The organism is Sunxiuqinia sp. A32 (genome assembly GCF_052690465.1).
The window spans coordinates 454,061-477,152 of record NZ_JBQYLI010000001.1; the positions used below are offsets into that span (position 1 = coordinate 454,061).

At 36.6% G+C, this 23,092-nt stretch carries 16 protein-coding genes; 10 read left to right on the forward strand and 6 right to left on the reverse strand.

Features of this window, described 5'->3' with window-relative positions; all coding sequences use genetic code 11:
* The 7 genes from ACUNWD_RS01685 to ACUNWD_RS01715 form a co-directional block, all read left to right on the forward strand.
* Positions 1 to 2,428, forward strand: a 2,428-nt coding sequence (locus ACUNWD_RS01685; protein ID WP_445586024.1) for an Ig-like domain-containing protein, incomplete at its 5' end; no start/stop codon positions are given.
* An 18-nt stretch (positions 2,429 to 2,446) separates the two neighbouring features.
* Positions 2,447 to 3,385 carry a PorP/SprF family type IX secretion system membrane protein gene (locus ACUNWD_RS01690; RefSeq protein ID WP_445586025.1) on the forward strand — a complete coding sequence of 313 codons (939 nt, stop codon included), beginning with the start codon at positions 2,447 to 2,449 and terminating at the stop codon, positions 3,383 to 3,385.
* 19 nt (positions 3,386 to 3,404) lie between these two features.
* On the forward strand, positions 3,405 to 5,249 hold the full coding sequence (locus tag ACUNWD_RS01695) for an OmpA family protein (protein WP_445586026.1): 1,845 nt from the start codon (positions 3,405 to 3,407) through the stop codon (positions 5,247 to 5,249).
* 158 nt (positions 5,250 to 5,407) lie between these two features.
* Positions 5,408 to 5,812, forward strand: a complete 405-nt coding sequence (locus ACUNWD_RS01700; protein ID WP_445586027.1) for an energy transducer TonB — start codon at positions 5,408 to 5,410, stop codon at positions 5,810 to 5,812.
* Between the two features lie 102 nt (positions 5,813 to 5,914).
* Positions 5,915 to 6,298 (forward strand): BlaI/MecI/CopY family transcriptional regulator, encoded by a 384-nt coding sequence (locus tag ACUNWD_RS01705; protein WP_445586028.1) that lies wholly within the window; start codon positions 5,915 to 5,917, stop codon positions 6,296 to 6,298.
* On the forward strand, positions 6,295 to 7,806 hold the full coding sequence (locus ACUNWD_RS01710) for a TonB family protein (protein WP_445586029.1): 1,512 nt from the start codon (positions 6,295 to 6,297) through the stop codon (positions 7,804 to 7,806). The genes ACUNWD_RS01705 and ACUNWD_RS01710 overlap by 4 nt, the downstream gene beginning before the upstream one ends.
* Positions 7,807 to 7,863: 57 nt before the next feature.
* A complete protein-coding gene (locus ACUNWD_RS01715) occupies positions 7,864 to 9,102 on the forward strand; it encodes a tetratricopeptide repeat protein (RefSeq protein ID WP_445586030.1) in 1,239 nt (412 codons plus the stop codon).
* Here ACUNWD_RS01715 and ACUNWD_RS01720 read toward each other — a convergent pair whose 3' ends face one another.
* Positions 9,103 to 9,495, reverse strand: coding sequence for a hypothetical protein (locus ACUNWD_RS01720; RefSeq protein ID WP_445586031.1), 393 nt, complete (start codon positions 9,493 to 9,495; stop codon positions 9,103 to 9,105). It abuts the gene before it with no gap.
* 224 nt (positions 9,496 to 9,719) lie between these two features.
* Here ACUNWD_RS01720 and ACUNWD_RS01725 point away from each other — a divergent pair, with 224 nt between their 5' ends.
* From ACUNWD_RS01725 to ACUNWD_RS01735, 3 genes are all read left to right on the forward strand, one after another.
* Positions 9,720 to 10,835, forward strand: a complete 1,116-nt coding sequence (locus ACUNWD_RS01725; RefSeq protein ID WP_445586032.1) for a phosphotransferase enzyme family protein — start codon at positions 9,720 to 9,722, stop codon at positions 10,833 to 10,835.
* A 4-nt stretch (positions 10,836 to 10,839) separates the two neighbouring features.
* Positions 10,840 to 11,466 carry a carbohydrate-binding family 9-like protein gene (locus tag ACUNWD_RS01730; protein WP_445586033.1) on the forward strand — a complete coding sequence of 209 codons (627 nt, stop codon included), beginning with the start codon at positions 10,840 to 10,842 and terminating at the stop codon, positions 11,464 to 11,466.
* A 122-nt stretch (positions 11,467 to 11,588) separates the two neighbouring features.
* Entirely contained in the window at positions 11,589 to 12,665 is a 1,077-nt protein-coding gene (locus tag ACUNWD_RS01735) for a substrate-binding domain-containing protein (protein ID WP_445586034.1), read from the forward strand.
* Positions 12,666 to 12,722: 57 nt separating this feature from the next.
* On the opposite strand, the gene ACUNWD_RS01740 is transcribed toward ACUNWD_RS01735, so the two are convergent.
* The 5 genes from ACUNWD_RS01740 to ACUNWD_RS01760 form a co-directional block, all read right to left on the reverse strand.
* Entirely contained in the window at positions 12,723 to 13,601 is an 879-nt protein-coding gene (locus tag ACUNWD_RS01740; protein ID WP_445586035.1) for a carbohydrate kinase family protein, read from the reverse strand.
* A 331-nt stretch (positions 13,602 to 13,932) separates the two neighbouring features.
* Entirely contained in the window at positions 13,933 to 15,933 is a 2,001-nt protein-coding gene (locus tag ACUNWD_RS01745; protein ID WP_445586036.1) for a beta-L-arabinofuranosidase domain-containing protein, read from the reverse strand.
* 73 nt (positions 15,934 to 16,006) lie between these two features.
* Positions 16,007 to 17,968 carry a glycoside hydrolase family 127 protein gene (locus ACUNWD_RS01750; RefSeq protein ID WP_445586037.1) on the reverse strand — a complete coding sequence of 654 codons (1,962 nt, stop codon included), beginning with the start codon at positions 17,966 to 17,968 and terminating at the stop codon, positions 16,007 to 16,009.
* A 109-nt stretch (positions 17,969 to 18,077) separates the two neighbouring features.
* On the reverse strand, positions 18,078 to 19,691 hold the full coding sequence (locus ACUNWD_RS01755) for a RagB/SusD family nutrient uptake outer membrane protein (protein ID WP_445586038.1): 1,614 nt from the start codon (positions 19,689 to 19,691) through the stop codon (positions 18,078 to 18,080).
* Positions 19,692 to 19,702: 11 nt separating this feature from the next.
* Positions 19,703 to 22,969, reverse strand: a complete 3,267-nt coding sequence (locus ACUNWD_RS01760) for a SusC/RagA family TonB-linked outer membrane protein (protein ID WP_445586039.1) — start codon at positions 22,967 to 22,969, stop codon at positions 19,703 to 19,705.
* Positions 22,970 to 23,092: the final 123 nt, after the last annotated feature.

Here is a 23,092-nt window from a genome sequence, read left to right on the forward strand (position 1 = left end):
AGTGATCGTGGATGACACAACAGCTCCTGTTGCGGATGTAGCCAGTCTGCCGGACCTTACCGGGGAGTGTGGTGTTACAGTTTCTGCTGCACCGACAGCAAACGATAATTGTTCCGGATTAATAACAGGAACAACTACTGATCCATTGACTTATAACTCACAGGGAACTTACTTTATAACGTGGACTTACGACGATGGCAATGGAAATTCAATTGATCAGGTTCAAACTGTGATAGTTGATGATACTACTCCACCTGTTATTACTTGTCCTGGAAATATTATCAGAACGACATCCCCTGGAGTTTGTGAGATGGATATACCAATTCAGAATGCTGTTGCTACTGATAATTGTAGTGCCTCTGTAGTTGGTGTTCGCGATGATAATCAATCATTAAGTGATCCTTATCCGGCCGGCATAACCAGAATTACCTGGACAGCTACTGATATAGGAGATAATGAGGTTGTATGCGTTCAAATAATTACGGTGAAAAGTCCACCTGTAGCTGTTGATGACGAAGTTGATTCATTTGAAGATACACCAGCTAGTTGGGATGTCTTGGATAATGATGTTGATTGCGATGATAATTTATCAGCCAATACTCTTCAAATTATTGTTCCTCCTATGCATGGAACTGCGACCGCAAATAGTGATGGAACGATCGATTTCATTTCGGATGGTAATTATCACGGATACGATGAGCTTACTTACCGGGTTTGCGATGATGATGGATTATGTGACAATGCAATGGTAACTATTCGGGTTGGGCCAGTGAATGATCCACCTGAGGCAGTTGATGATTACTTTATCAGAACTGATGATACTGCTAATATTTTAGACAACGATTCGGATCTCGATGGTGATGGAATCATTTTAAATACCACGCCAATTAGTGGTCCATATCATGGTAGTGTGACACTTAACCCGGATGGTACATTCGTTTATACTCCAGATGATTTTTATTTTGAAAAAGATTCATTCATCTATGAGATATGCGATGACTATGTTGAACCATTGTGTGACCAAGCACAAGTCGTATTGGTCAATGACATGGATGATGATGGAATTGATGACCTAACTGATATTGATGATGATAATGATGGAATTCGTGATATTAATGAAGGCGATCGGACTATTGATTCAGATAATGACGGCATTCCTGATAGTTTGGATATTGATTCAGATGATGATGGAATACCTGATAATATGGAGGGACAACGAAAGGAAACTTATCATATGCCTCTTGGTACAGACGGTGATTTAGACGGATGGGATGATGCCTATGATCCGGATAATTCTGGAACTCCAATGGATCTGCCGGATAGCGATTCAGATGGAATGGCTGATTTTATTGATACCGATTCCGATGACGATTCAGTTGTGGATAATATTGAGGCTTATGATTTCGATTTTGATGGCGAAGCAGAAGTTGAAGCGTCTGGTGATGATGTTAACGTTGATGGATTGGATGATGGATACTCCAGTGAACTAATAACTGTTGACCTGTTGAAAGACTTTGATGGAGATGGAGTTGATAACTGGCGCGATGCTGATGATGATAATGATGGCTTAGCTACTTATACCGAAACGGTGAATATTGTGGATACAGATAATGACGGTCTTGTAAATTATATGGATGTTGATTCAGACGACGATGGCATCTTAGATAATGTTGAAGGTCAGTCTAGTTCTACTTATATTTCAATGAGGAATTTAGATTCTGACGGAGATGGATTGGATGATGCTTATGATCCTGATAATTCTGGTCAAATGATTGAAGTTGTTGATACAGATGGCGATGGTGTTCCTGATTATATGGATGAAGATTCAGATGATGATCTGGTTCCTGATTTTATAGAAGCACAGGACATTGATCAGAATGGGGAGGAAGATATGGCCTTTACTAATCTGGATGAAGACGGAAATGGTTTGGATGATCTGTTTGAAACATACACGCCGCCATTGCAGGATTCAAATGGCGATGGGGTGCCTGACTGGCGCGATCCGGATGATGATGGAGACTCTATTCTTACTCTTGATGAAGACGAAAATGGCGATGGTGATCCAACTAATGATGATTGTAATTGGAATGATATTCCAAACTATTTGGATCCTGAATCATGTGAGCTTCTTATTCCTGATGCATTCTCTCCTAATGGCGATGGCATAAATGATTACTTAAGAATCAGGGGAATTCACAGTTATCCAAATGCAAGCATAGAAATTTACAACCGTTGGGGAGTGAAAGTCTACGAAAACGATGATTACGGAAATGTTCCTAAATATGGCGACCCAGCTGCCTGGTGGGATGGTCGTGCAAATATTAATGGTACCAGTAAGGGGGAAATTCTTCCTGCCGGAACTTACTTTATTATTGTGGTGTTGGATAATTCATCCGTACATAAAGGATTTGTATACTTAAACAGATAACCCCAAAATATGAAGATGATGAAAACGATATCAAAATATATAATAGTAAGTTTCTTGTTTGTATCAGCTGCATTGTCAAGTTTTGGACAGCAAGATCCCATGTACAGTCAATATATGTTTAATATTCAGGCTTACAATCCAGCTTATGTTGGTACCTGGGAAAGTATTGGAATGATGGCTTTGGGAAGATACCAGTGGGTTGGCTTTGATGGTGGACCGGAAACTCAAACTTTCACGATTCAAGCCCCTTTAAGAAGTGAAAACGTTGGTGTTGGTTTATCAGTGATTAATGATAAAATTGGTTTCGAAAGACGCTTTGCTCTTTTTGCAGATTATTCTTACCGATTAAAACTGGATAATGATGTGTTTTTACGTTTTGGGCTGAAAGCTGGATTTACCAATTATGAGAATATTTTCTCAAGGTATACAACTTATACCCCCAACGGACAGCATGATCCATCTTTTGATGGAGTCATAGAGAAAAAGCTCATGCCGAATTTTGGACTTGGTGCATTTATGCATTCACCTAAGTTTTACGTTGGCTTTTCAATCCCAAAAATATTGCAAAATGATTTTGAGCTTGGAGTCGAAAATTATACAACAGCTTTTGAATTCCGCCATATAACGTTAATTGGAGGTTATGTATTTGATTTAAGTGATGCTGTCAAATTCAAGCCATCTTCAATTGCACGTTATGTTGCAGGTTCGCCAGTTGTTGCCGATCTTAATTTAAGTTTCTTATTTAAAGAGAAGTTTTGGCTGGGGGCAATGGTTCGGTCAATTGGTTCGTTTGGATTGAATACTCAATTTATTATCAATGAGAAACTAAGATTAGGTTACGCGGTAGATTTTGATATGTCTAATTTGAGGTCGTACCACGATGGAATTCATGAGCTTATGATATCTTATGAATTAAGTTTCTCTAAAACTAGGTATACTTCACCACGTTATTTCTGATATGGAAAATTTGAATGCTATGAGAAAAATAAGCTTGATCATATTCGTATTGTTACTGGCAACTAGTCAAATGTTAAGGTCTCAAACCAATCAGTTGTTTGAAGATAAGCAGATAATAATTGAAAATGCTGATACTATAAATACAGCGGCCAGTGATTTAGGCCCTGTAATTATTGATAATGAGTTGATGTTTAATTCTTTTGTCCCGAGTGATGGAAAAGGCAAAGATGATCAGTCTTTTTACGATGTGTTTACTTCGGATATTGATAATAATGGTAATATTGTTTCTGGCAGACACAATATGAGCGCAATGGTTACCGAATATCACGAAGGACCATTGAGTTATTGCGAGGCAACCGGGCAACTTTTCCTAACCCAATCGAATTGGCAGGATCCGGAAGAAATTAATATCGTTTTCAAGAAAAAGAATATACGACTAGGCATTGTAATTTATGAAAAACGTGGACTTGGCTGGCAATACGTTGAGAAATTTCCGTACAACAGTAATCAGTTTTCAGTAGCTCATCCAGCTATTAATAAAACTGGTGATACCTTAGTCTTTGTTAGTGATATGCCTGGTAGTGTTGGAGAGTCTGATTTGTATTATTCCGTCAAGAAAGACAATCAATGGTCTACACCTGTTAATTTGGGAAATAAAGTTAACACTGCCGGTAAAGAAATGTTCCCTTTTTTAACCGACGATAATCTTTTAATTTTTGCTTCAAATGGTCATCCGGGAAAAGGGGGGCTGGATTTGTATTACACCAAATTTAAAGTGCCATTAACAGGCGAATTAGTTAGCTTTTCCGGGGAAATTAATTCGGAAGCAGATGATTTTGGATTTGTAATTGCACCGAATAAGAGGTTTGGCTTCTTTTCTTCAAATCGTGAGGGTGGTAAAGGAGATGACGATATATATTCTGTCAAATTACAGGAATTTAAGTTTGAGCTACTCACTGTTTCAAGTTATGATGAGACTGTGATCTCCAATGCGGATATTGAAATTTATGATATGAATAATAAATTGATAATGGAGGGAGTCACTGATGACGAGGGAAAATTAGCTCTTGAGTTAGAAGTTAATAAGAAATACGAGGTTGTTGCTATTGCTGATGGGTATATGGAGGCCAATCAGGAAATCAATTTGACAGGAGATGGAACCTTCGTTAATCAGGTCGAGAAAGTTTACCTGGATCCATCTTTCCGTTTGGATGGAGAAGTTGTTGATATCCTTGGTAATTTACCAATCCCGGATGCACTTGTTGTAATTGAAAAAGATGGAGAATTCTCTGATTCCATTTATGCTGATTATCAAGGTAAATTTTCCAACTATATTGAACCAGATCACGATTACAGGGTAATTATTTCTGCTACCAATTATTTTGGAACGGAGGTTAATTTCAGTACAGCAGATATGGACCCCGGTGTTTTAGATTACTATTTTCAGCTTTATTCTTTAAATGCGGGCACTCGAATCAACCTCAAGAACATTTATTATGATTTAGCAAAATGGGATATCCGACCAGATGCCGCGAGAGAACTTGACAGGCTTGTTTCTATTTTAGAAGAATATCCTGATATTCAAATTCGTTTGGAGTCTCATACCGATTCACGCGGTGGAGATGATTACAACATGGACTTATCGCAAAAAAGAGCGCTTACTGCTTATGAGTACCTGGTAAATCATGGCATTGATCCTGATCGGGTTGAGTATGTTGGTTTTGGTGAGTCGCAATTAGTGAATGAATGCGATGATGGCGTAAATTGTACGGAGGAGCAACATGCAGAAAACAGACGTACAGTGGTTGAAATTCTTCAAAGTAAGGCCACTCGACGTAGTAAGGGAAATATTTACTACTTCTAATTTATCGTATAACTTTTAGATTTGAGATACTGAGTAGGGAAAGCTTTTTATGGCTTTTCCTATTTTTATGATATAAAAACTAAAGATTTAGTTTGAAAACTAAAAATATAGTTATATGTTTGTTTTGATATTTCAAGTACTCATAAAAATTAGAAGTTATGAAAACAATGTACCAAATTGTGTTTATTTCTCTTCTTGTTATTCCATTATTCGGAATTGCTCGAGGAGAGAATAAGCCAAACGAAAATGGTGTTTATTCCATTGTCGAAAAATTGCCCGAATATCCGGGAGGGGTGGAGGCAATTAAAAAATTTATAAGTGAGAATGTAAATTTTCCAGAAGATGCTAAAAAAGCTAAAATTAGCGGAAAAGTATTTGTGTCCTTTATTGTTGATGAAAAAGGAAATATAGACAATGCAAAAATTGCAAAAGGTGTTTCTGAATCATTGAATAAAGAAGCATTGCGTGTGGTTAATTTAATGGATGGGTGGAAACAAGGAATGGAGAAAGGAGAAGCAGTTAAAGTTTCTTATACGATGCCTGTCAATTTTGTGTGTAAATAATTTTTTTGTCTTAATTAACTAATTAATTAGTTAAAAAACTATTCAATTAGTTATATTTGGCTTGATATTTGTTGATCGTTAAAAACAATTAATACAACCATCATGAAAGAACTTACAAAAGCTGAAGAACAGGTAATGCAATTACTTTGGAAACAGGAAAAAGCCTTCGTGAAAGAGCTTATTGAAAAAATGCCTGAACCGAAACCGGCATATAACACGGTTTCTACCATAGTTCGTATTCTGGAGAAAAAAGGTTTTGTTGGTTATGAAGCTTTTGGGAAAACACATCGGTACTTTCCATTAATTAGTAAAAAGGAATATACCCGAAAGTATATGAAGAATTTCATGAAAGGTTATTTCAGTAATTCATTTAAAGAAATGGTTTCATTTTTTGCCAAAGAAGATAACATGAGCTTATCAGACCTTGAAGAATTAATGAAAGAAGTAGGAAAAGACTTAAACGACGAAAAAAAACAAAGACCATGAATAACTTTATTAATTATCTGCTCGAGTCGGGCGTTAGCCTTGGTGCCTTATCAATGATCTATTTTATGTTTTTGCGTAAAGAAACTTTCTTTAAAGCAAATCGGTTATTCTTACTTTTCTCGATCGTCTTTTCAAGTGTTCTTCCCTTTTTTCATTTAAAAATTTGGGAAGTAGGTAATTCTTCAAAACTTGTTGTAAGCAACTATGGTGCACCAAATATGTTGGAAACCATAACCGTGAATAGTTCAAGATTATCATCTTTTTTGGCTGATTGGATTTCAACTAGCAATATGCTGATATCCGGTTATTTATTTGTTGCAATCGTTATGTTTTTACTGATTTTTTTCAGGATATTCCAAATTTTCCGGATTATTTCAAAAGGTCAAATGGTTCAAAAAGATGGAATCAAATATGTTTATATCAATGAAGATTCAAGCCCGTATTCCTTCCTCGACTATTTATTTGTAAGCAATAACCTGGAATCAAAACCAGGCTGGGAAAAAATGCTTGCACATGAAAGTGAACATATTCGCCAGGGACATACGGTGGATATATTAATACTCGAGTTAGTCAGCATTTTTCAGTGGTTTAATCCTTTTTATTGGTTATTAAGGAGGATTATTAAAGAAAACCATGAATACATGGCTGACCAGGCTGTATTAAATAAAGGGGTGGCAATCGACCTTTACAAGGAAATATTGGTTACCCAGTTTATTGGCACTCAATTTTCAATTGCCAATAATTTTAATTCCTCTCTGATTAAATCAAGATTAAAAATGATGACAAAAATGAAATCTTCAAATAAAAATAAATTTCGTTACCTGTTAGGAGTGTTAATGGCATGCGCATTATTCGTAGTTTTTGCATGTGAGAATAAGGAAAGCATTTCAGAGGACAACGTAGTTGAGAATGGTATGCAACTGAAGTCAGCAACTGATGAGCAGCCACTTATAATAATTGGTGGAGAAATGGCAACCAGAGATGCAATGGAAAAACTGGATCCTCAGATAATTGAATCAATTAGTGTGTTGAAAGATGAATCTAAAGAGCCATATGTAGAGAAATATGGTGACATAGCAAAAAATGGAGTTATCGAGATTACTCTAAAATCCGGAGCATTAGATGCTAAGAATAACTCGGTAGAAGAAGTTGCGGTGGTAGGTTATGGTATTGATGGAACTGAAGAGATGGGCGAGGTATTTAATATTGTTGAAGAAATGCCTCAATTTCCTGGAGGTGAGTTGGCGCTAAGGAAGTTTATAGCAGAAAGAATTAAATATCCGGTTTATGCTCGAACGAATGGAATTCAAGGAAAGGTGTATATTAACTTTGTTGTTGAAAAGGATGGATCGGTTGGAAGAATTAAGGTTGTGAGAAGTGTTGATGCCAGTCTTGATGCTGAAGCTATCCGTGTAATAAAATCTTCACCAAAATGGACTCCAGGGAAACAACGAGGTGAGAATGTTGCTGTATCTTATACAGTGCCAATTACTTTTGTTTTACAATAACATAACAGGGGACTTCGTTTATTCGAAGTCCTTTTCTTTTTCGAAAATAATTAAGCCATGTTCAGAAATCTAGCCATCCTTATCACTTTTTTATTGCCATCTGCAATTCAAGCACAGAATATAGATTTAATGCTCTTGAATCAGGAATTCAAAAAAGCAATTGTAATAATTGACAAGAAAATCGAAGCAAAGCCTACAGGTGAGCTATTTTATAAAAGAAGTATAGCTCATCAAAGATTGATGGATTACCCTGCAGCGTTAAATGATATAACTCTTGCTTTATCTGTTGATTCGCTGAACGTAGATTATTACAATGCAAGAGCGGACTTGTTTCAATCGTTAGGAAACTATGAGAATGCCGCCCAGGATCTAAACATGGCACTGAAGCTAAAGCCCGATGATCTGCTGATAAAGTTTGACCTTGGTAAAATACTTATTCTTCTTACCGACTATTCCCAGGCATTTAATGTATTTGAGGAAATTCATGCTGTTGATTCCACGAATGTAATGTTTAATAAATATGGCGCGTTAGCTGCATTCAAAGCAAAAAAATTAAAGCGGACAGTTGAGCTATACGATGTATATTTAACTCAAAACCCCAAAGATTTAGGCGCTTATTTTAATCTTGCTAATGCTTTTGAAAGACTAAATCGAAAGACACAAAGCCTCAACACCTATTTGAAGGCGATGAGACAATTTCCCAATAATAAATCTTTACTATTAAAGACAGCTAATTTTACCTTTGAAATAAAGAATTTTGAATTTGCACAAAGTTTGTACAATCAATACATGTCCAGGTACGATACCTTGTTGCCTGTTCTTTTGAATTATGGTATTTGTCTTTATCACAACAAACAAACAGAGGCAGCCATCGAAATGTTGGAAATGTGCTATTCAAATGCTCCGAACGATGTGTATGTAAATTTCTATTTAGGTGTGTGTCATAAACGGCTGGAGAACTATGATCTTGCAGCGAATTATTTGGATTTTGCCATTTATATTTCGATACCAGATTTTCATCCTGAAATGTATCACCATTTAGCCCAGGTTTATATGAAAGAATTGGAACCTGAAAAGGCAATGGAGTGTTATAAAAAGGCCTATGAGTTAGATTCAAGGAAAGTCGAGGTATTATTTGAACTTGCAACAATGTGTGAGGAGTTCAACTACGGTAAAACAATCGCTTTAAATTATTACAAATCCTATTTGAAAGAGGCAGGTGAGGAAGCGGATAATGCTGATTATGCCTTGGATCGGGTGCGATTAATCAAGGAAGAATTATTTATGGATGAATAATTAGTTTTCGACCATTAGGTGAACAGCTTCCTGTTGTAAAATGGAAGGAAGTTGAATATTTCTCCGCTGAATACTTAAAAGCCATTTTCTAATTTCATGACCTTGTAAAGTATATAATACATCGCGGAATTCTTCAATTTGTTCGTCGTTGTAGCTATTGGGTAGAATATTCTGAAAACGATCTAATTCCTCATCTTCAAAATATATAATCTCTTCCGGATTTCTGATCATCTCTTCATAATCGCAAACTTCATGTGCTCCACAGCAATCTAACGGTACCTCAGTTGTTTTTTCAGGTTCTTCATTTTTATCTTTCCTCAGTTGATTTGATAACCAAGTTCCTAAAATGAGTAACACAAATAATGCTGCAATTATTAATATTAAAACAATCATCTTTCTCTTTTTGCGATTATGACAATGTAAGTTTATGAGTATAGTTTAATGGGGCTGCAAATTTAATCATTGTTTTAAGAAAAATAATGAGTAGACTCAAATATAAATGTGCGTGTACGTGCACACGTTTTAGTTGATTTCCTTTTTAATCTTGTAAAAATGATCTATTTTAGTGCTTTCTCTAATACAACTAAACCTAATAATCCATTTAAATTGAATTTCTTGTGAGTGGAAATGAACTGAGAAATATAATTTCCCAATTTGATTGTCCGGGGGAAATATCGAAAATTATTCCGATAGGATCGGGCCATATTCACGATACTTACCAATTGAAAAATAGTAATTTACAGTTTGACGATTATCTTTTGCAGAAAATTAACACCAGTATTTTTAAGGATGTTGAAATGCTAATGAATAATATTCATTTGGTAACTCAACATTTAAAGCGAAAATATGAAATGGCTGGAGAAGAAAGTCAGGATAAAGTTCTTACGATTGTTCCAACAAAAGGGGGAGATTATTACTATAAAAGAGAGGGCGGTAGCTGTTGGCGCATGTTCGTATTTATTACGCGAACCAAAACATTAGATATTGTTGAAAGCGAAGAGCAGGCGTATGAAGGAGGTAAAGCCTTTGGCCAGTTTCAATTGTTATTGTCTGATTTGAAAGCTTCTTTATTGCAAGAAGTTTTGCCAAACTTTCATAATATTCGATTTCGATATCATCAGTTCTATGAAGCTATTGAGCAAGATTCGGTGGGGCGGGTTGTTGATGTGGCTGATGAGATTACTTTTGCGAAAACAAGAGAAGAAAGAATGAATATTATTTTGAATATGGGTGAGAAGGGATTGATATCAAAACGTATAACCCATAACGATACCAAATTCAATAATGTTCTGTTAGATGCAAATAATAAGGCGAAATGTGTTATCGATTTGGATACGGTAATGCCTGGCTATTTGGCTTATGACTTTGGTGATGCAATAAGAACCACGGTTAATACTGCCGCAGAAGATGAACCGGATTTGGATAAAATTCAGGTTGATATGAAGTTGTTTGAAAGTTTTTCAAGAGGATTTATTTCTGAATTGGGAAAAGATATGTCAAAGGCCGAAGTGGTGTCGTTGGCTCATGGTTGCCTTTTGTTACCATTTATTATGGGGCTTCGATTTTTAACGGATTATATAAATGGCGATCATTATTACAAAATTCATTTTCCGCAGCATAATCTTCAGCGTGCACGGGCCCAGTTTTGCCTGGTAGAAAGAATGGAAAGCAATTTTGAACTAATAAATGAAATTATCCAGAAAATTTATTTAGAAACTATTTCAAGCAAGTGAATTGATGATAATAATTGCTCCTTCAAAAGTTGTATCAGATAAAAATCCGATGGATTGGTTAGACGTATTTAGTGAGCTGAAAAGCAATAAAATTGGGTTTTCACCGTGGAATACGAATGAACAAATACCAATTGTAAGTTTTAAAATAGCTCATACGACCGATGATGTTTTATTACAGTTTAGTGTTTCGGAAGACGAAATTCTTGCTAAATATTCCAATCATCAAGAACCAGTTTACAAGGATAGTTGCGTTGAATTTTTCATCTCATTTGAAGGAGATGAGAATTACTATAATTTGGAATTTAATTGTTTGGGAACATGTTTGGCTGCATACGGGAGAAATAGAAACAATCGAACATCACTACCAATAAATTTGATCAAAGAAATTAGATCATCAACGAATATTAATCGGCAAAAGGAATTATTTAACTGGTCCTTATCTCTCAGAATTCCATCAAAAATATTTGCCTATAACCAGATTGCTAAATTGTCTGGATTAAAAGTAAATTCAAATTTTTATAAATGTGGAGATGATTTGTCGAAACCTCACTTTTTGTGTTGGAATAATATCGAAACAAATGAACCGGATTTTCATCAACCAGGTTTTTTTGGAGAAATAGCTTTTTCATAAATAAACACGATATCTATCTTTGTCATATTGCAACAACTCAGGTACCATTGTAATATTAAAAAAGGTTGTGAGTAAACTTAATTCAATTATCTGTTCTGGTAGTTTATTTTTCCTTTGTAATAATGGCTAATAAAAAAAAGAATACTGTTCGAATAAAAGATATTGCTGAAAAGGCTGAAGTCTCCATGGGGACTGTTGACAGGGTACTTCATAATCGTGGTCGGGTTGCAGAGGAGGTTCGAAAGCGCGTATTGAGAATTGCCAGAGAATTAGAATATCAACCAAATATACATGCGCGGGCGCTAGTTTCCAGAAAGGAATATAAAATAGCTGCATTAGTGCCCGATTCAATCCTTGATGATTATTGGCTTGCACCGATTGAAGGTATAGAGAAAGCTGAAAAGGAATTGACACAGTACGGGGTTGTTGTGACGCAATATATATTCAATCAGTTTGATGTGAATTCCTTTCAAGAGATTGCCAATAAGGTTTCGGAAGAGGAATATGATGGAATACTGATTGCACCGGTATTTTACAAAGAGTCATTGCCGTTTTTATCAAAATGGAATCAAGACCAAATTCCTTTCACCTTGTTTAATACCAATGTCAACGAAGTTGATCCTTTAGCCTATATCGGACAAGACTCCTATCAAAGTGGTTTATTAGCTGGGAAATTACTTCATTACGGAATCACTGATAAGAAAACTTTTGCGATCACTCATATTGATGAAGACGTGCCGAATTCATCTCATTTATTAAGGAAAGAGAGAGGCTTTTTTGATTACTTTGAGCATAAAACTGATGGTCGTTCTCAGATTGTGAGAACTGAACTTTCAAATAGTAACACGGAAAGTGTGTTTTATACTCAACTGGACGAGTTGATTAGCAATCACCCTGGACTTGCCGGGATTTTTGTAACTACATCAAAATCATACACGATTGCCAAATATCTGAAAGATAGAAAGAATAAGAATATCCGGTTGGTAGGCTATGATTTACTTAAAATGAATTTGGATTTTTTAGAGGAGGGATATATAAACTTTTTAATTAATCAGAATCCAAAACGCCAGGGATATTATGGAATCCATTTATTGGTTGATCATTTGGTTTTTAAAAAGGAGATTAATTCAGTAAAATATTTGCCACTTGATATTATTACTGCCGAAAACCTTCATTATTATATCGAGGCAGACTTATAAAATGAAGAAAGGAATAAATGATAAAAATTAATTCCTTTCCCCGATCTTTTTATTTTCCTAATTGACAAATTGAACTTTGTCATAATCTGGCATAGCACCACTCTGAGTACAAACAAAAGCTGACAGTTTCACTGCCATTTCATGTGTTTTTTCAAGCGTTTTTCCGGTGAGTAGTCCGGCAACAATCGCAGCGGTAAATGAATCTCCTGCACCGACGGTATCGACTACTTCCACAATAGGTGTTTCCTTAAAGCTATGTTGTTTATCTGTAAATAGATGGCTTCCATCAGTTCCACAAGTTAGGGCCAATAGTTTTAAGTTAAAGTCAGCAATTAGCTTCAGACATTTTTCATCGGTTGATCCATCTAATCCAAACATTTCTGCCACCATTTCCAATTCTTCATCGTTAATCTTCAGGAAATTGCATAGTTTGAGTGAATCTGCGATAAGCTCCCTGGAATAAAACTGCTGACGTAAATTAATGTCAAATACTTTGTATGCAGAATCAGGGACTAATTGTAAAAACTGGCGAATTGTTTTTCTTGAGACTTCGCCACGTTGAGCCAATGAACCAAAACACACTACGGAAGCATTCTTTGCAATATCTTCCCACTCTGGTTTCATTGTTATAAAATCCCAGGCAACTGGCTCACAGATCTCATAATTGGGGATTCCATTTCCACTTAAAGTGACTTGTACTGTTCCTGTTGGAAGTTCATGCCTTTGGACATCATAAGTTAATTTTGCACGATCCAATACCTCAATAAGTTCATCGCCTAGCTCGTCATGTCCGACTGTGCTAATCATGAAGCTTTTTACTCCAAGTTTTTCAACATGGTATGCAAAGTTAGCTGTTGCTCCGCCCATCTTTTTTTGATCTGGAAAAACATCCCATAGAAGTTCTCCTATTCCTATTACGAAAGATTCTTTATTCATAGTTTTCGATTAAGTTAGTTTTAGTCCTTCTCAAGTTTGGTCAATTTACTTCCCTTTTTGTTATCCCGATTTTATACTTCCAAATTATCGAAAAGGGAATATCCCGAAGATACCAAAATGATATTCTAATCCCAAAGCTCAAAGGCTCAGTATTGTAAAATAAATTGGTAACACGATAATTGCTGTCACATTTACTAAATACTTAAATTACGCATTTGAAAAGGGGAGGACAGTGTTTTATTTTTTTATGGGCAGGGCAAGTAATTATAAAAAAAAAGAGCTATTTGAAGATCATCAAATAACTCTTTGCTATAATTGGTGTGTAAGTTTTCTATCTTATTGGAAACTGTGCAATTCGAAGGGTTGTACAGCCATATGGAATCAATTCAATCTGTTCATTTTCATTTTCAGTTTGACGTGGTGGCCAAGATGGTGATGGAATTTTTCCTGCTGAATTCCGGTCCATTTTCCATATTGGGATGCGTTGAGCTTTCGTCTTTATAGTAATAGGAGAATTTTCCAAATTCCAAGGGTTTAAGGCAACATCGTCTGCCACTTTCATAGAAAAATCTTTCGTGTCAATTGTTTCTTTAAGAATGGCATAGTTCCATGGGGAATTTGGCAATACTTCCCAAAACGTATCATCATATCCCTGACGGGTAACTTCTCTCCACTGCTCTTGAATTTTAAGTGCGTATACCAAAGGACCACGTTCGATGCCTAATGAATTTTCATACCAGTAACTAAATTTGAAATCTGCGGTGAAGTTTAAATTCAATTGATCACCATCAGACCATTCTCTGTCGATAATGGCGATATTTTCCTTTATTTCAGGGTTTATGGCAGTTCCATTCATTAATAATTCAGCTTTTTCGCTCCATTGAGGAATGCGAAGATGTAAAGGGAATCTGACTTTTTTATCTGTTTTAATTTCAAAATTGATTGCTTCCTTGAATGGATAATTTGTTTTTTCAATAATCGTAACAGTCTCTCCATTTGCCACTTTGGCTGTAACTTTTGATGGACCGTAGACCAGAGCTGCAAGACCATTGTCTGCCGAAGCATACCATAAATTTTGAACAAATTTTGGCCATCCCTGATGCATATTGGTTAAGCAGCAAGGATATCCTGATGTTGTTCCATAGACAATACGGCCATGATTATCATTAAAAAAATTTCGTTCTTCATCGGTGATTGAAACCTGGTTAACTTGCTGAAAATATTGCTTCCGCAAATAGTCATCGGTACTTTGTGTTGGAAGTACATTGTATGCTACTTTTTCCAGATAATCTGCATAATATACATCTCCTGTAATTGGGAGAATATTTTCGAAACAGAACATCATCTCAACAGCAGAGCATAGTTCAGACCCCTGTGTAGGATCGTTCCCATGAAGGCGTTCGTCACCACCATACATTCCATTTACAAAACCATGACATTCTTTTAGCGAGTTTAAGCCTTTCTTAACCGCATCCAAGTATTTTGAATCAGGATGTTGCTGATAATAGATTACTGGCTCTTTTAATCCTTGGGCAACGTTTACACAATGTAGCTCGGGTAGTGGATTTAGTCTTCTGATGACATTGCCGGAATACACGTTTGTCCAATCATAGGTTTGGCTATGAATAATTTCAGCTAATTCAAGTAAAAACTTGTCACCAGTAATGTTATATAACCAATAGACGACAGCTAAATTATCGCCCCCTCTTCTGTTTGCCCAAAAAGTTACATAGCCCAATTCATCTTTCGGAAGCTCTTTTAGTTGATAGCGAAAGTAGTTGGTCATTAATGTCAACACCCGTTTATCTTCTGTTGCCATGTAATACTGTTGAAGAACTTTTAGCATCACCATCTTTGGCCACCAATCTTCACGCATTCCTTGTTGTGTGCCTGGAATCTTCTCATAGTTCTCAGGTAGCGGTCGAGGACCAAAATACCCATCTTCTTGTTGGTTTTCGATACTCCATTCGATCCATTGCTGAGCTTTTGCTTTTAATGCATCATCATCTAGTAAGTACGCAAGCGGAACCAATCCATCGATCCAATAGGGACCACGTTCCCAACCATCACCTGTTCCACCTAGCCAACCATTGTTATCTCCACAAACCAAGCTATAAATACTGTCCAAATGACCTGTGAGACCGTTTGCTTGTATTTTCAGCATTTCCAATAACATTCCTTCCGGTTTGATGGCTCCTAATGGAAGTGCTGTATATGGTTGGGCTATTAGCGGCGCCTGATTAGTAATATAGTGTGAGTTGCGTTTTGGCTTTGCAAAAGTCGAAAAAAAGCAAAGACAAACTAAAAGAATTGTGATGTGTATTTTTTTCATTTTGATGTAATTAATTATTCGAAGGTCGTTTGATGTTACCTATTTTGAAATACGTTTCTCCGGTTTACTAGGTTTATTTGCTTGTTTTTAACCAAACAGCCATTTCGTTCGCACCGCGATTAGCCCATGCATAATAAGGGATAGCTGTAATGTTTTCACCTTTAATCTGGCCAATTCCGGTAAAAAGATCTGAATTAAATTGATAATTGAAAGTGCTTTTCGGATTGACCTTTACATTTAGCACTCCGTTCGGATTATCTGCAGCTTCGGCACAATATACAAGTGGCCCTCTTTCCAACGCTATTTTCCCCTGATCTTCTGCAACCTTTTCATTAGCGATAACTTTTCTTACAGGCATTTCAAAAGATATCTCAACCTGATCATTTTCTTTCCAATTCTGCTTATCCAGAGTTATAAATCCATCTTTAACAGTCACTTCTTGTTTTTTCCCATTAACAGAAACGTAAAACGAAGGAGTCTGTTGATCTGCATAGGTATACAAATTACCCGGCATAACTTCATTTCGAACCCAGGCTGGAACCCTTAAATTCAAGGTCATTGATTTGGAAATATCATTGTTTACTTCCAGAAGAACTTTGCCTTCCCACGGATAATTAGTTGTTTGAGAAATGCTAACTTTTTCGTCTCCCAATTGTATCTCTGCAGAATTGCCAATATATAAATTAACAAAGAGCTGATCTTCTTTTGTTGCATATACATATCCAGGAAGGGAGGGGAGGATGCGCACAATATTTACAGGACAACAAGAACAGTCAAACCATGGTGATCGCTCACAGTTGCCGTGATTAAACTTAAACTCTCCATCTGATTCCAGCGGATTGGGATAAAAGAATTTATTTCCCTCAAAAGAAACTCCGGATAAAAATCCATTGTATAGTGTGCGCTCAAAAACATCCATATACTTTACCTCACCGGTTCGTAAAAACATTCGATGATTCCATAGCATTAATGAAATTGCTGCACAAGTTTCGGTATAAGCCGTGGCATTTGGCAAATGGTACTTAGGACCAAATCCTTCAAATTTGGGTTCTGCGCCAATTCCACCTGTTAAGTAGATTTTACGATAAACAATATCTTCCCAAATATTATTAAGGGGTTCATCATAATGGTCAGAGCCGCTAAGTGCTGCTACATCTGTAGCACCAGCGTAGAAATAACACGCCCTTACTGAGTGACCGACTGCTTCTGTTTGGTCAGAAAATGGCATATGATCCTGGTAGTTATCGCCATATAAATCATGTCCCTCTGCGTTTCCACGTTGATCTACAAAGAATTTAGCTAAATCAAAATACTTTTCATTGCCGGTAACACGATATAATTTTATCAGGCCAATTTCAATTTCTTCATGACCAGGAACCCCCATATTTTTGCCGGGGCCAAATACCGATACAATCAAATCAGCATTTTTTATTGCCACGTCTAAAAGTGATCGTTCTCCGGTGGCTTGATAATGAGCAACAGCAGCTTCATACATGTGCCCTACATTGTATAATTCATGAAATATATCCAATCTGGTCCAACGCTCTCTGCCACCGCCATCGGCAGCTTTTTCAGGGTTGATTGTTCTATTGGTATACAAGTAACCATCATCTTCTTGTGCAGCAGCTATCTTTGCTATTAGATTATCTAAATAGAGCCTGAGATCCGGATTTTCTTCGACCATTAGAGTATAACTGGCACCTTCAATTATTTTGAAAACGTCAGAATCATCGAAATAAATACCTTTAAACTCACCGTCTTCAAGTCCGCCAGCTATAGCAAAATTGCTGATACGGCCTGTTTCTTCACTTTTTTGGAAAGTATATGGGACAGTTACTTCACGATTTGTTTTAATACGTGGAGCCCAAAAGTTATCATTGATTGACACTTTTGTAAACTCAACAGGCTTAATTGGATAATCGTGCTCCAACACAAGAGCCTTTTGGTCAGTCGAATTTGATTTTTCATTTTTCCCTCTTTCAGAGCATGAAAGAAGGAAACTTAGAATTAGGATCGCGGATAGTATTCTTCCCATAACATGTTGTTTTTAATAAATAATAGATCGTCAGTTTATTTTTCTTTGTAAAGGCAGCCAGATGTTTGCTGACTGCCTTTTTAAATTATAAAATTTATTAAATGTGTTTTTATTTGTAATCTGGATTTTGTTCAAGATTAGGATTTGCATCAACTACAGTTTGCGGAAGTGGAAATACTTTTGTCTTTTCTCCCTGAGGTTTATGAGAAAGCCAGCTTTTGATTGTGTAAGTACCAAAACGAATCATATCTCTTCGTCTTTGCCACTCACAAGCGAATTCGTATCCCAGTTCGTCATAAAAACCTCCAAATTCTACAGGTGAGGTGTCTCCATTGTCGACAATTTCATAATTTTCAACATAACCAAAACTGTATTTGCTGTTTGCAGTTAATTGGGTTCCACTAACAGTAGCCTTTGCCGGCATATCTTTGAAAGCCCTTTGTCGAACTTGAGTTACTATAGTTGCAGCGTCATCTGCTTGTCCATTTCTTAACAAACACTCCGCTTTCATCATCAACACCTGAGCATAACGAAAGAAGGGGAAATCATTATTCATATAAAATTGAGCACCTTCTTCAGGCAGAAACTTTTTTATTCTGTATCCCTCGTCTTCGGTGGTGTATATGCCGTTTGGCAGGTCTTTCGAATAATTTAATTGTTCTCCAGCCCTATCGTAGGTACATAAAAGCGGTGTAACTCCATCTGCAGCGAATTGAAGGCCATGTTCCCATGTGTCGTCAAGACGTGAATCATCCATATCATAGGTGTCTATAAACTGAGAAACAGCTTTTGCAGAGCCTGCTCCCCATGGAGTGGTGGATAGATTATATTTATATCTTGATGAGGCATGAAACGTATAATTAGTACTAAAAAAACCACCACCGTTTATCTCGTCATAAGGGATCGCAAAAATTGTCTCTACCGAATTTTCATTATGTGGTTTAAAACAGTCGATATAATTTCCCTCTAAATCATACTTGCCGGAACTGATGATATCATTACACTCAGAAATACATTTGTCCCACTCAGAAGTGCCTGTGTAGACTTCAGCATTTAAATAAAGGTTTGCCAGCAATGTTTTTGCTGCCCACTTGTTAAAACGTCCATACATCAAAGTACTATTCTCTTCGCTTAAGCTAGATAAAGAAGTTGTTATATCATTGACTATTGATTGGAATATCTCTTCCCGTGTTGTTATGGATGGCAATTCCTGTGATGTCGTCATTACAAATGGGACATCTCCAAAATTATCAATTAGCAACCAGTAATAAAATGCTCTGGCGACTTTCATTTCAGCAATTAAAGCTTCTTTATTTAAATCTGATGGCACAGGAACTATTTCTTCTTCCAGCTGCTCTATAATTCTGTTAGCATGTAGAACTCCCGGATATAATGCTGCCCAAAGGTTTTTTACTTGAGGGGCTTCCGCGTTCCATGTGTGGAGGTGCATTTTTTTGAATATCCCACCATCGTCCCAACCTGAAGCATTTGCCGGCATAACCAATACATCGGTTGTTGTCTCCTGCATTATTGAAAATCCCGTGTGCGTATGCAAGCTTCGTAAGTTTTGGTAAACCGGCCCTGCTACACTGTATATTTCATCAGGTGTATAGTTATAACCATCTTCTGTTAATTCAGAATAGACAGTTTCAGTTAAATCATTACATGAATAATGACTAGCCAATATTAATGTTACTATAATTATTTTTACTAAACTCTTCATTTTTTCTCGATTTAAAATTTCATTGAAAATCCAAATGTAAACGTTCTTGTTGATGGATACCTATCCCTGTTATCCAAGCCTGGATCTAGGCCAATACTATTTACTTCTGGATCTATCCCGCTATATCCGGAAATGGTAAACATATTTGAACCGGATAAATATAATCTCAGGTTCTTAACAATCCCCCTTTGTAGATTAAAAGTGTATCCTAATGTGATGTTGTCAATTTTCCAATAATCACCCTCCTCGATGAAATGACTTACATATTGAAGTTCCTGAAAATCATTAAGTGGTCTTTTCCCATAAATATTGTCATAGGTACCAGTCATTACATTTCCGCGAGTGAGGCTTACCGGTACAGCATAAAACATTTTTGTCATGTTTAATATTTGATAATCAAAGGCACCTCGCATGGTAATGTTTAAATCAAACTGCTTGTACGTGAATGTATTGTTCCAACCAAGGTAGTGTTTTGGTAATCCGTTGCCCAATACCTTTTTATCATCAGGCTGTTGCTCTGCAATTGGTTTCGGATTTCCGTCATTTCCTTCAATAATCCAGTATCCATCTTCGTCAATATCAATTGACTTAAACCCATAAAAATTACCAATTGCTTCACTTTCTTCAACCCTGTGGGTGTTTGTTTGTATTGGTTCTTCCGTCCAACCTGTGTAAAAGTAACCGCTTTGAAGTTGAAATTTATCATTTGAAAGCGAGAGCAATTTATTACTATTTGTGGAGTAGTTTAAGTTTGTTGTCCAGCTAATATTTTTGGTTTTTACAGGTATTGCAGTAACTTGAATTTCAAGACCTTTATTTTCCATCGAGCCGGCATTTGCCAACACACTGCTGTAAAGATACGGAGGAGTTGAAACATTGTAATTCCAGAGTAAGTCCTTTGTTGTGCGTTTGTATGCATCTATAGCTCCCGAAATTCGGTTATTAAAAAAACCAAAATCCAGTCCAATATTAATTTCCTCTTTTGTTTCCCATCTTAAGTCTGGATTAGCATTAGAAGAAGGATATATTACCGGAATCCATGCCCCGTTTAGCATATATTTGTTTCCATATGTTAACCTACTTAAGGATTGATATTCACTAGATGGAGCAGTTCCTGTAATACCATATCCTACCCTCATCTTTAATTGTGATACTGAACTTCCCAGGTTCTTCATAAATTCCTCATTCACAATGTTCCAACCGGCTGAAACAGCAGGGAATGCACCCCACTTATGGTCTTTCCCAAATTTTGAAGATCCTTCGTATCTTAAACTGGCCATAAGTAAATATTTGTTGTTGAAACTGTAATTAACCCTGGCAAAATAACTTACCAGCTTCGAGGAGCTTTTGTTAGAATCCATGCCAGCTCTTCCTTCTGTTAAAGCAGCACCATCTGACATGTTATTATAAGTGTATTTATCACTTGGAAAGTCAAAGTTATTCATCCAGTAAAAATCGTAAGTGTCCTGCTGGAAACTATAGCCCGCCAACACATTTACGTTATGGGTATCGAAAGATTTTGAATAGGTAGATGTCAATTCCAATAAGTCATTTACATTTCTTGATGTACTTCTGGATGCAAATCCTGTTCTCGCTTCTCTAATACTGTTCAGATGTTCAAAAGATTCAGAATAGCCCGCAGTTCTGTTGTATATCTCTCTTGATCCGAGAGCCTTAACGATTAGTCCATCTAAAGGGTAAAATGTGATTGTTCCAAAAGGTTTAAAATTTGTAATTGCAATTTCGCCTTCTGTTTCTCTAATCAATGATAATGGATTGGCATAATTGTTCATTTCAGGATGTTCTGTCCAATTGCCTTCTTCATCTTTAACAGGATCAGTGGGATTATAAATCAGGGCATTTCTGTAAACATCACCTCGCCAACTATATCCATCCCCTCCGGAAAAATATTTTTGGTCGTAGCCGATTATATTACCATTTAACTTCAGTTTTCCGTCAAACATTGTATGGTTTGCTTCTATTCTGGCAGTAAGTACATTATTGTCCGAGCGCAACATCAATCCCTGTAACTGTTTATAATTGATGTTCATAACATAGTTGGTGGTAGAACTTCCTCCCTTCATACTTATGTTATGATTTTGAGAAATTGGAGTTCTAAAAATTTGGTCTGTCCATTTTGTATTGGCATCATAATCAATTGCTCCCGGTTTCCCTTGATTCACCAAATTCCGGTACTGATCTGCATTCATAAAATCAATTGATTTAGAAATAGCTTGTGTTGTTATGTAACTATTCAATTCTATGGTTGCAGGGGTCTCGCCTTTAACCTTTTTGGTGGTTATAAGAATAACTCCATTTGTACCTCGGGTACCATATATAGCAGCAGCAGAACCATCTTTAAGCACATCGATTGTTTCAATATCCTCTGGAGCAACATCGGTCAGAGAGCCCGGAACTCCATCAATCACTATTAATGGTTGTGTTCCGGCCGCCAAGGTAGTCACACCACGTAAAACAATTTGTGAGGTTCCGGTTGGATTAGCATCAGGGTTTATAATATTGACCCCGGCAACTTGTCCTTTTATCAGTTGAGCTGCGTCTTTTATTGAACCTTGGACAAAGTCTTCCGAACTAACACTTGATACGGCATTTGTGAGCTCTTCTCTTTTTACGCTACCATATCCTATGGCAACAACTTCACCAATGCCAATTGCATCTTCAGTCATTGCAATATCGATATAACTCTTTCCGATAACCAGTACCTCTTGTGACTTCATTCCAACAAATGAAAATACCAGAACGGCATCATCAGGAATATTGTTAATTGTGTAATTCCCGTCAAAATCGGAGATGGTACCATTAGTCGTTCCTTTTACAACTACTGTTACTCCGGGTAGGGGAGATCCGTTTGGGTCCGATACTTTCCCTGAAACACCTTTTTGTTGAGAGTTCTTTCCCTGCTTTTCTCCAGGTGATATAGCTATGTATCGATCTACTATTTTATATGTATGCCCTGTTTCCTTGAGCAACCCATCGAGTACATTCTCTATACTCTCATTTGAGTATTTTACATTGACGACCTTGTCAAGAATTAATTCATCGTATTTCAGAACAAAGTGATAGCCTGATACTTGCTCAAGTCGTTCAATAACTTCTTTGAACGTGGAATTCATTTCAATACTTATTTTGCCTGTTTGTCCATAAGTAGAGGCAAATACATTCATGCTCAGGATGAATACTAATACTGTCGCTAATTTCATGATACGTACCAGTTTTTTAAAATCCACATATAGTGGAATACATTCAGTTTTTTTCATAAATTTGAACTGTTATAGATTAATATTGGCCTTTTTGCGAAGGCTTTTATTTTCAGCACATTGAATGATGTTACCAGCATCAGTCAAGTGGAACAGGCCGGAATTATTTCCGGCTTGTCTTTT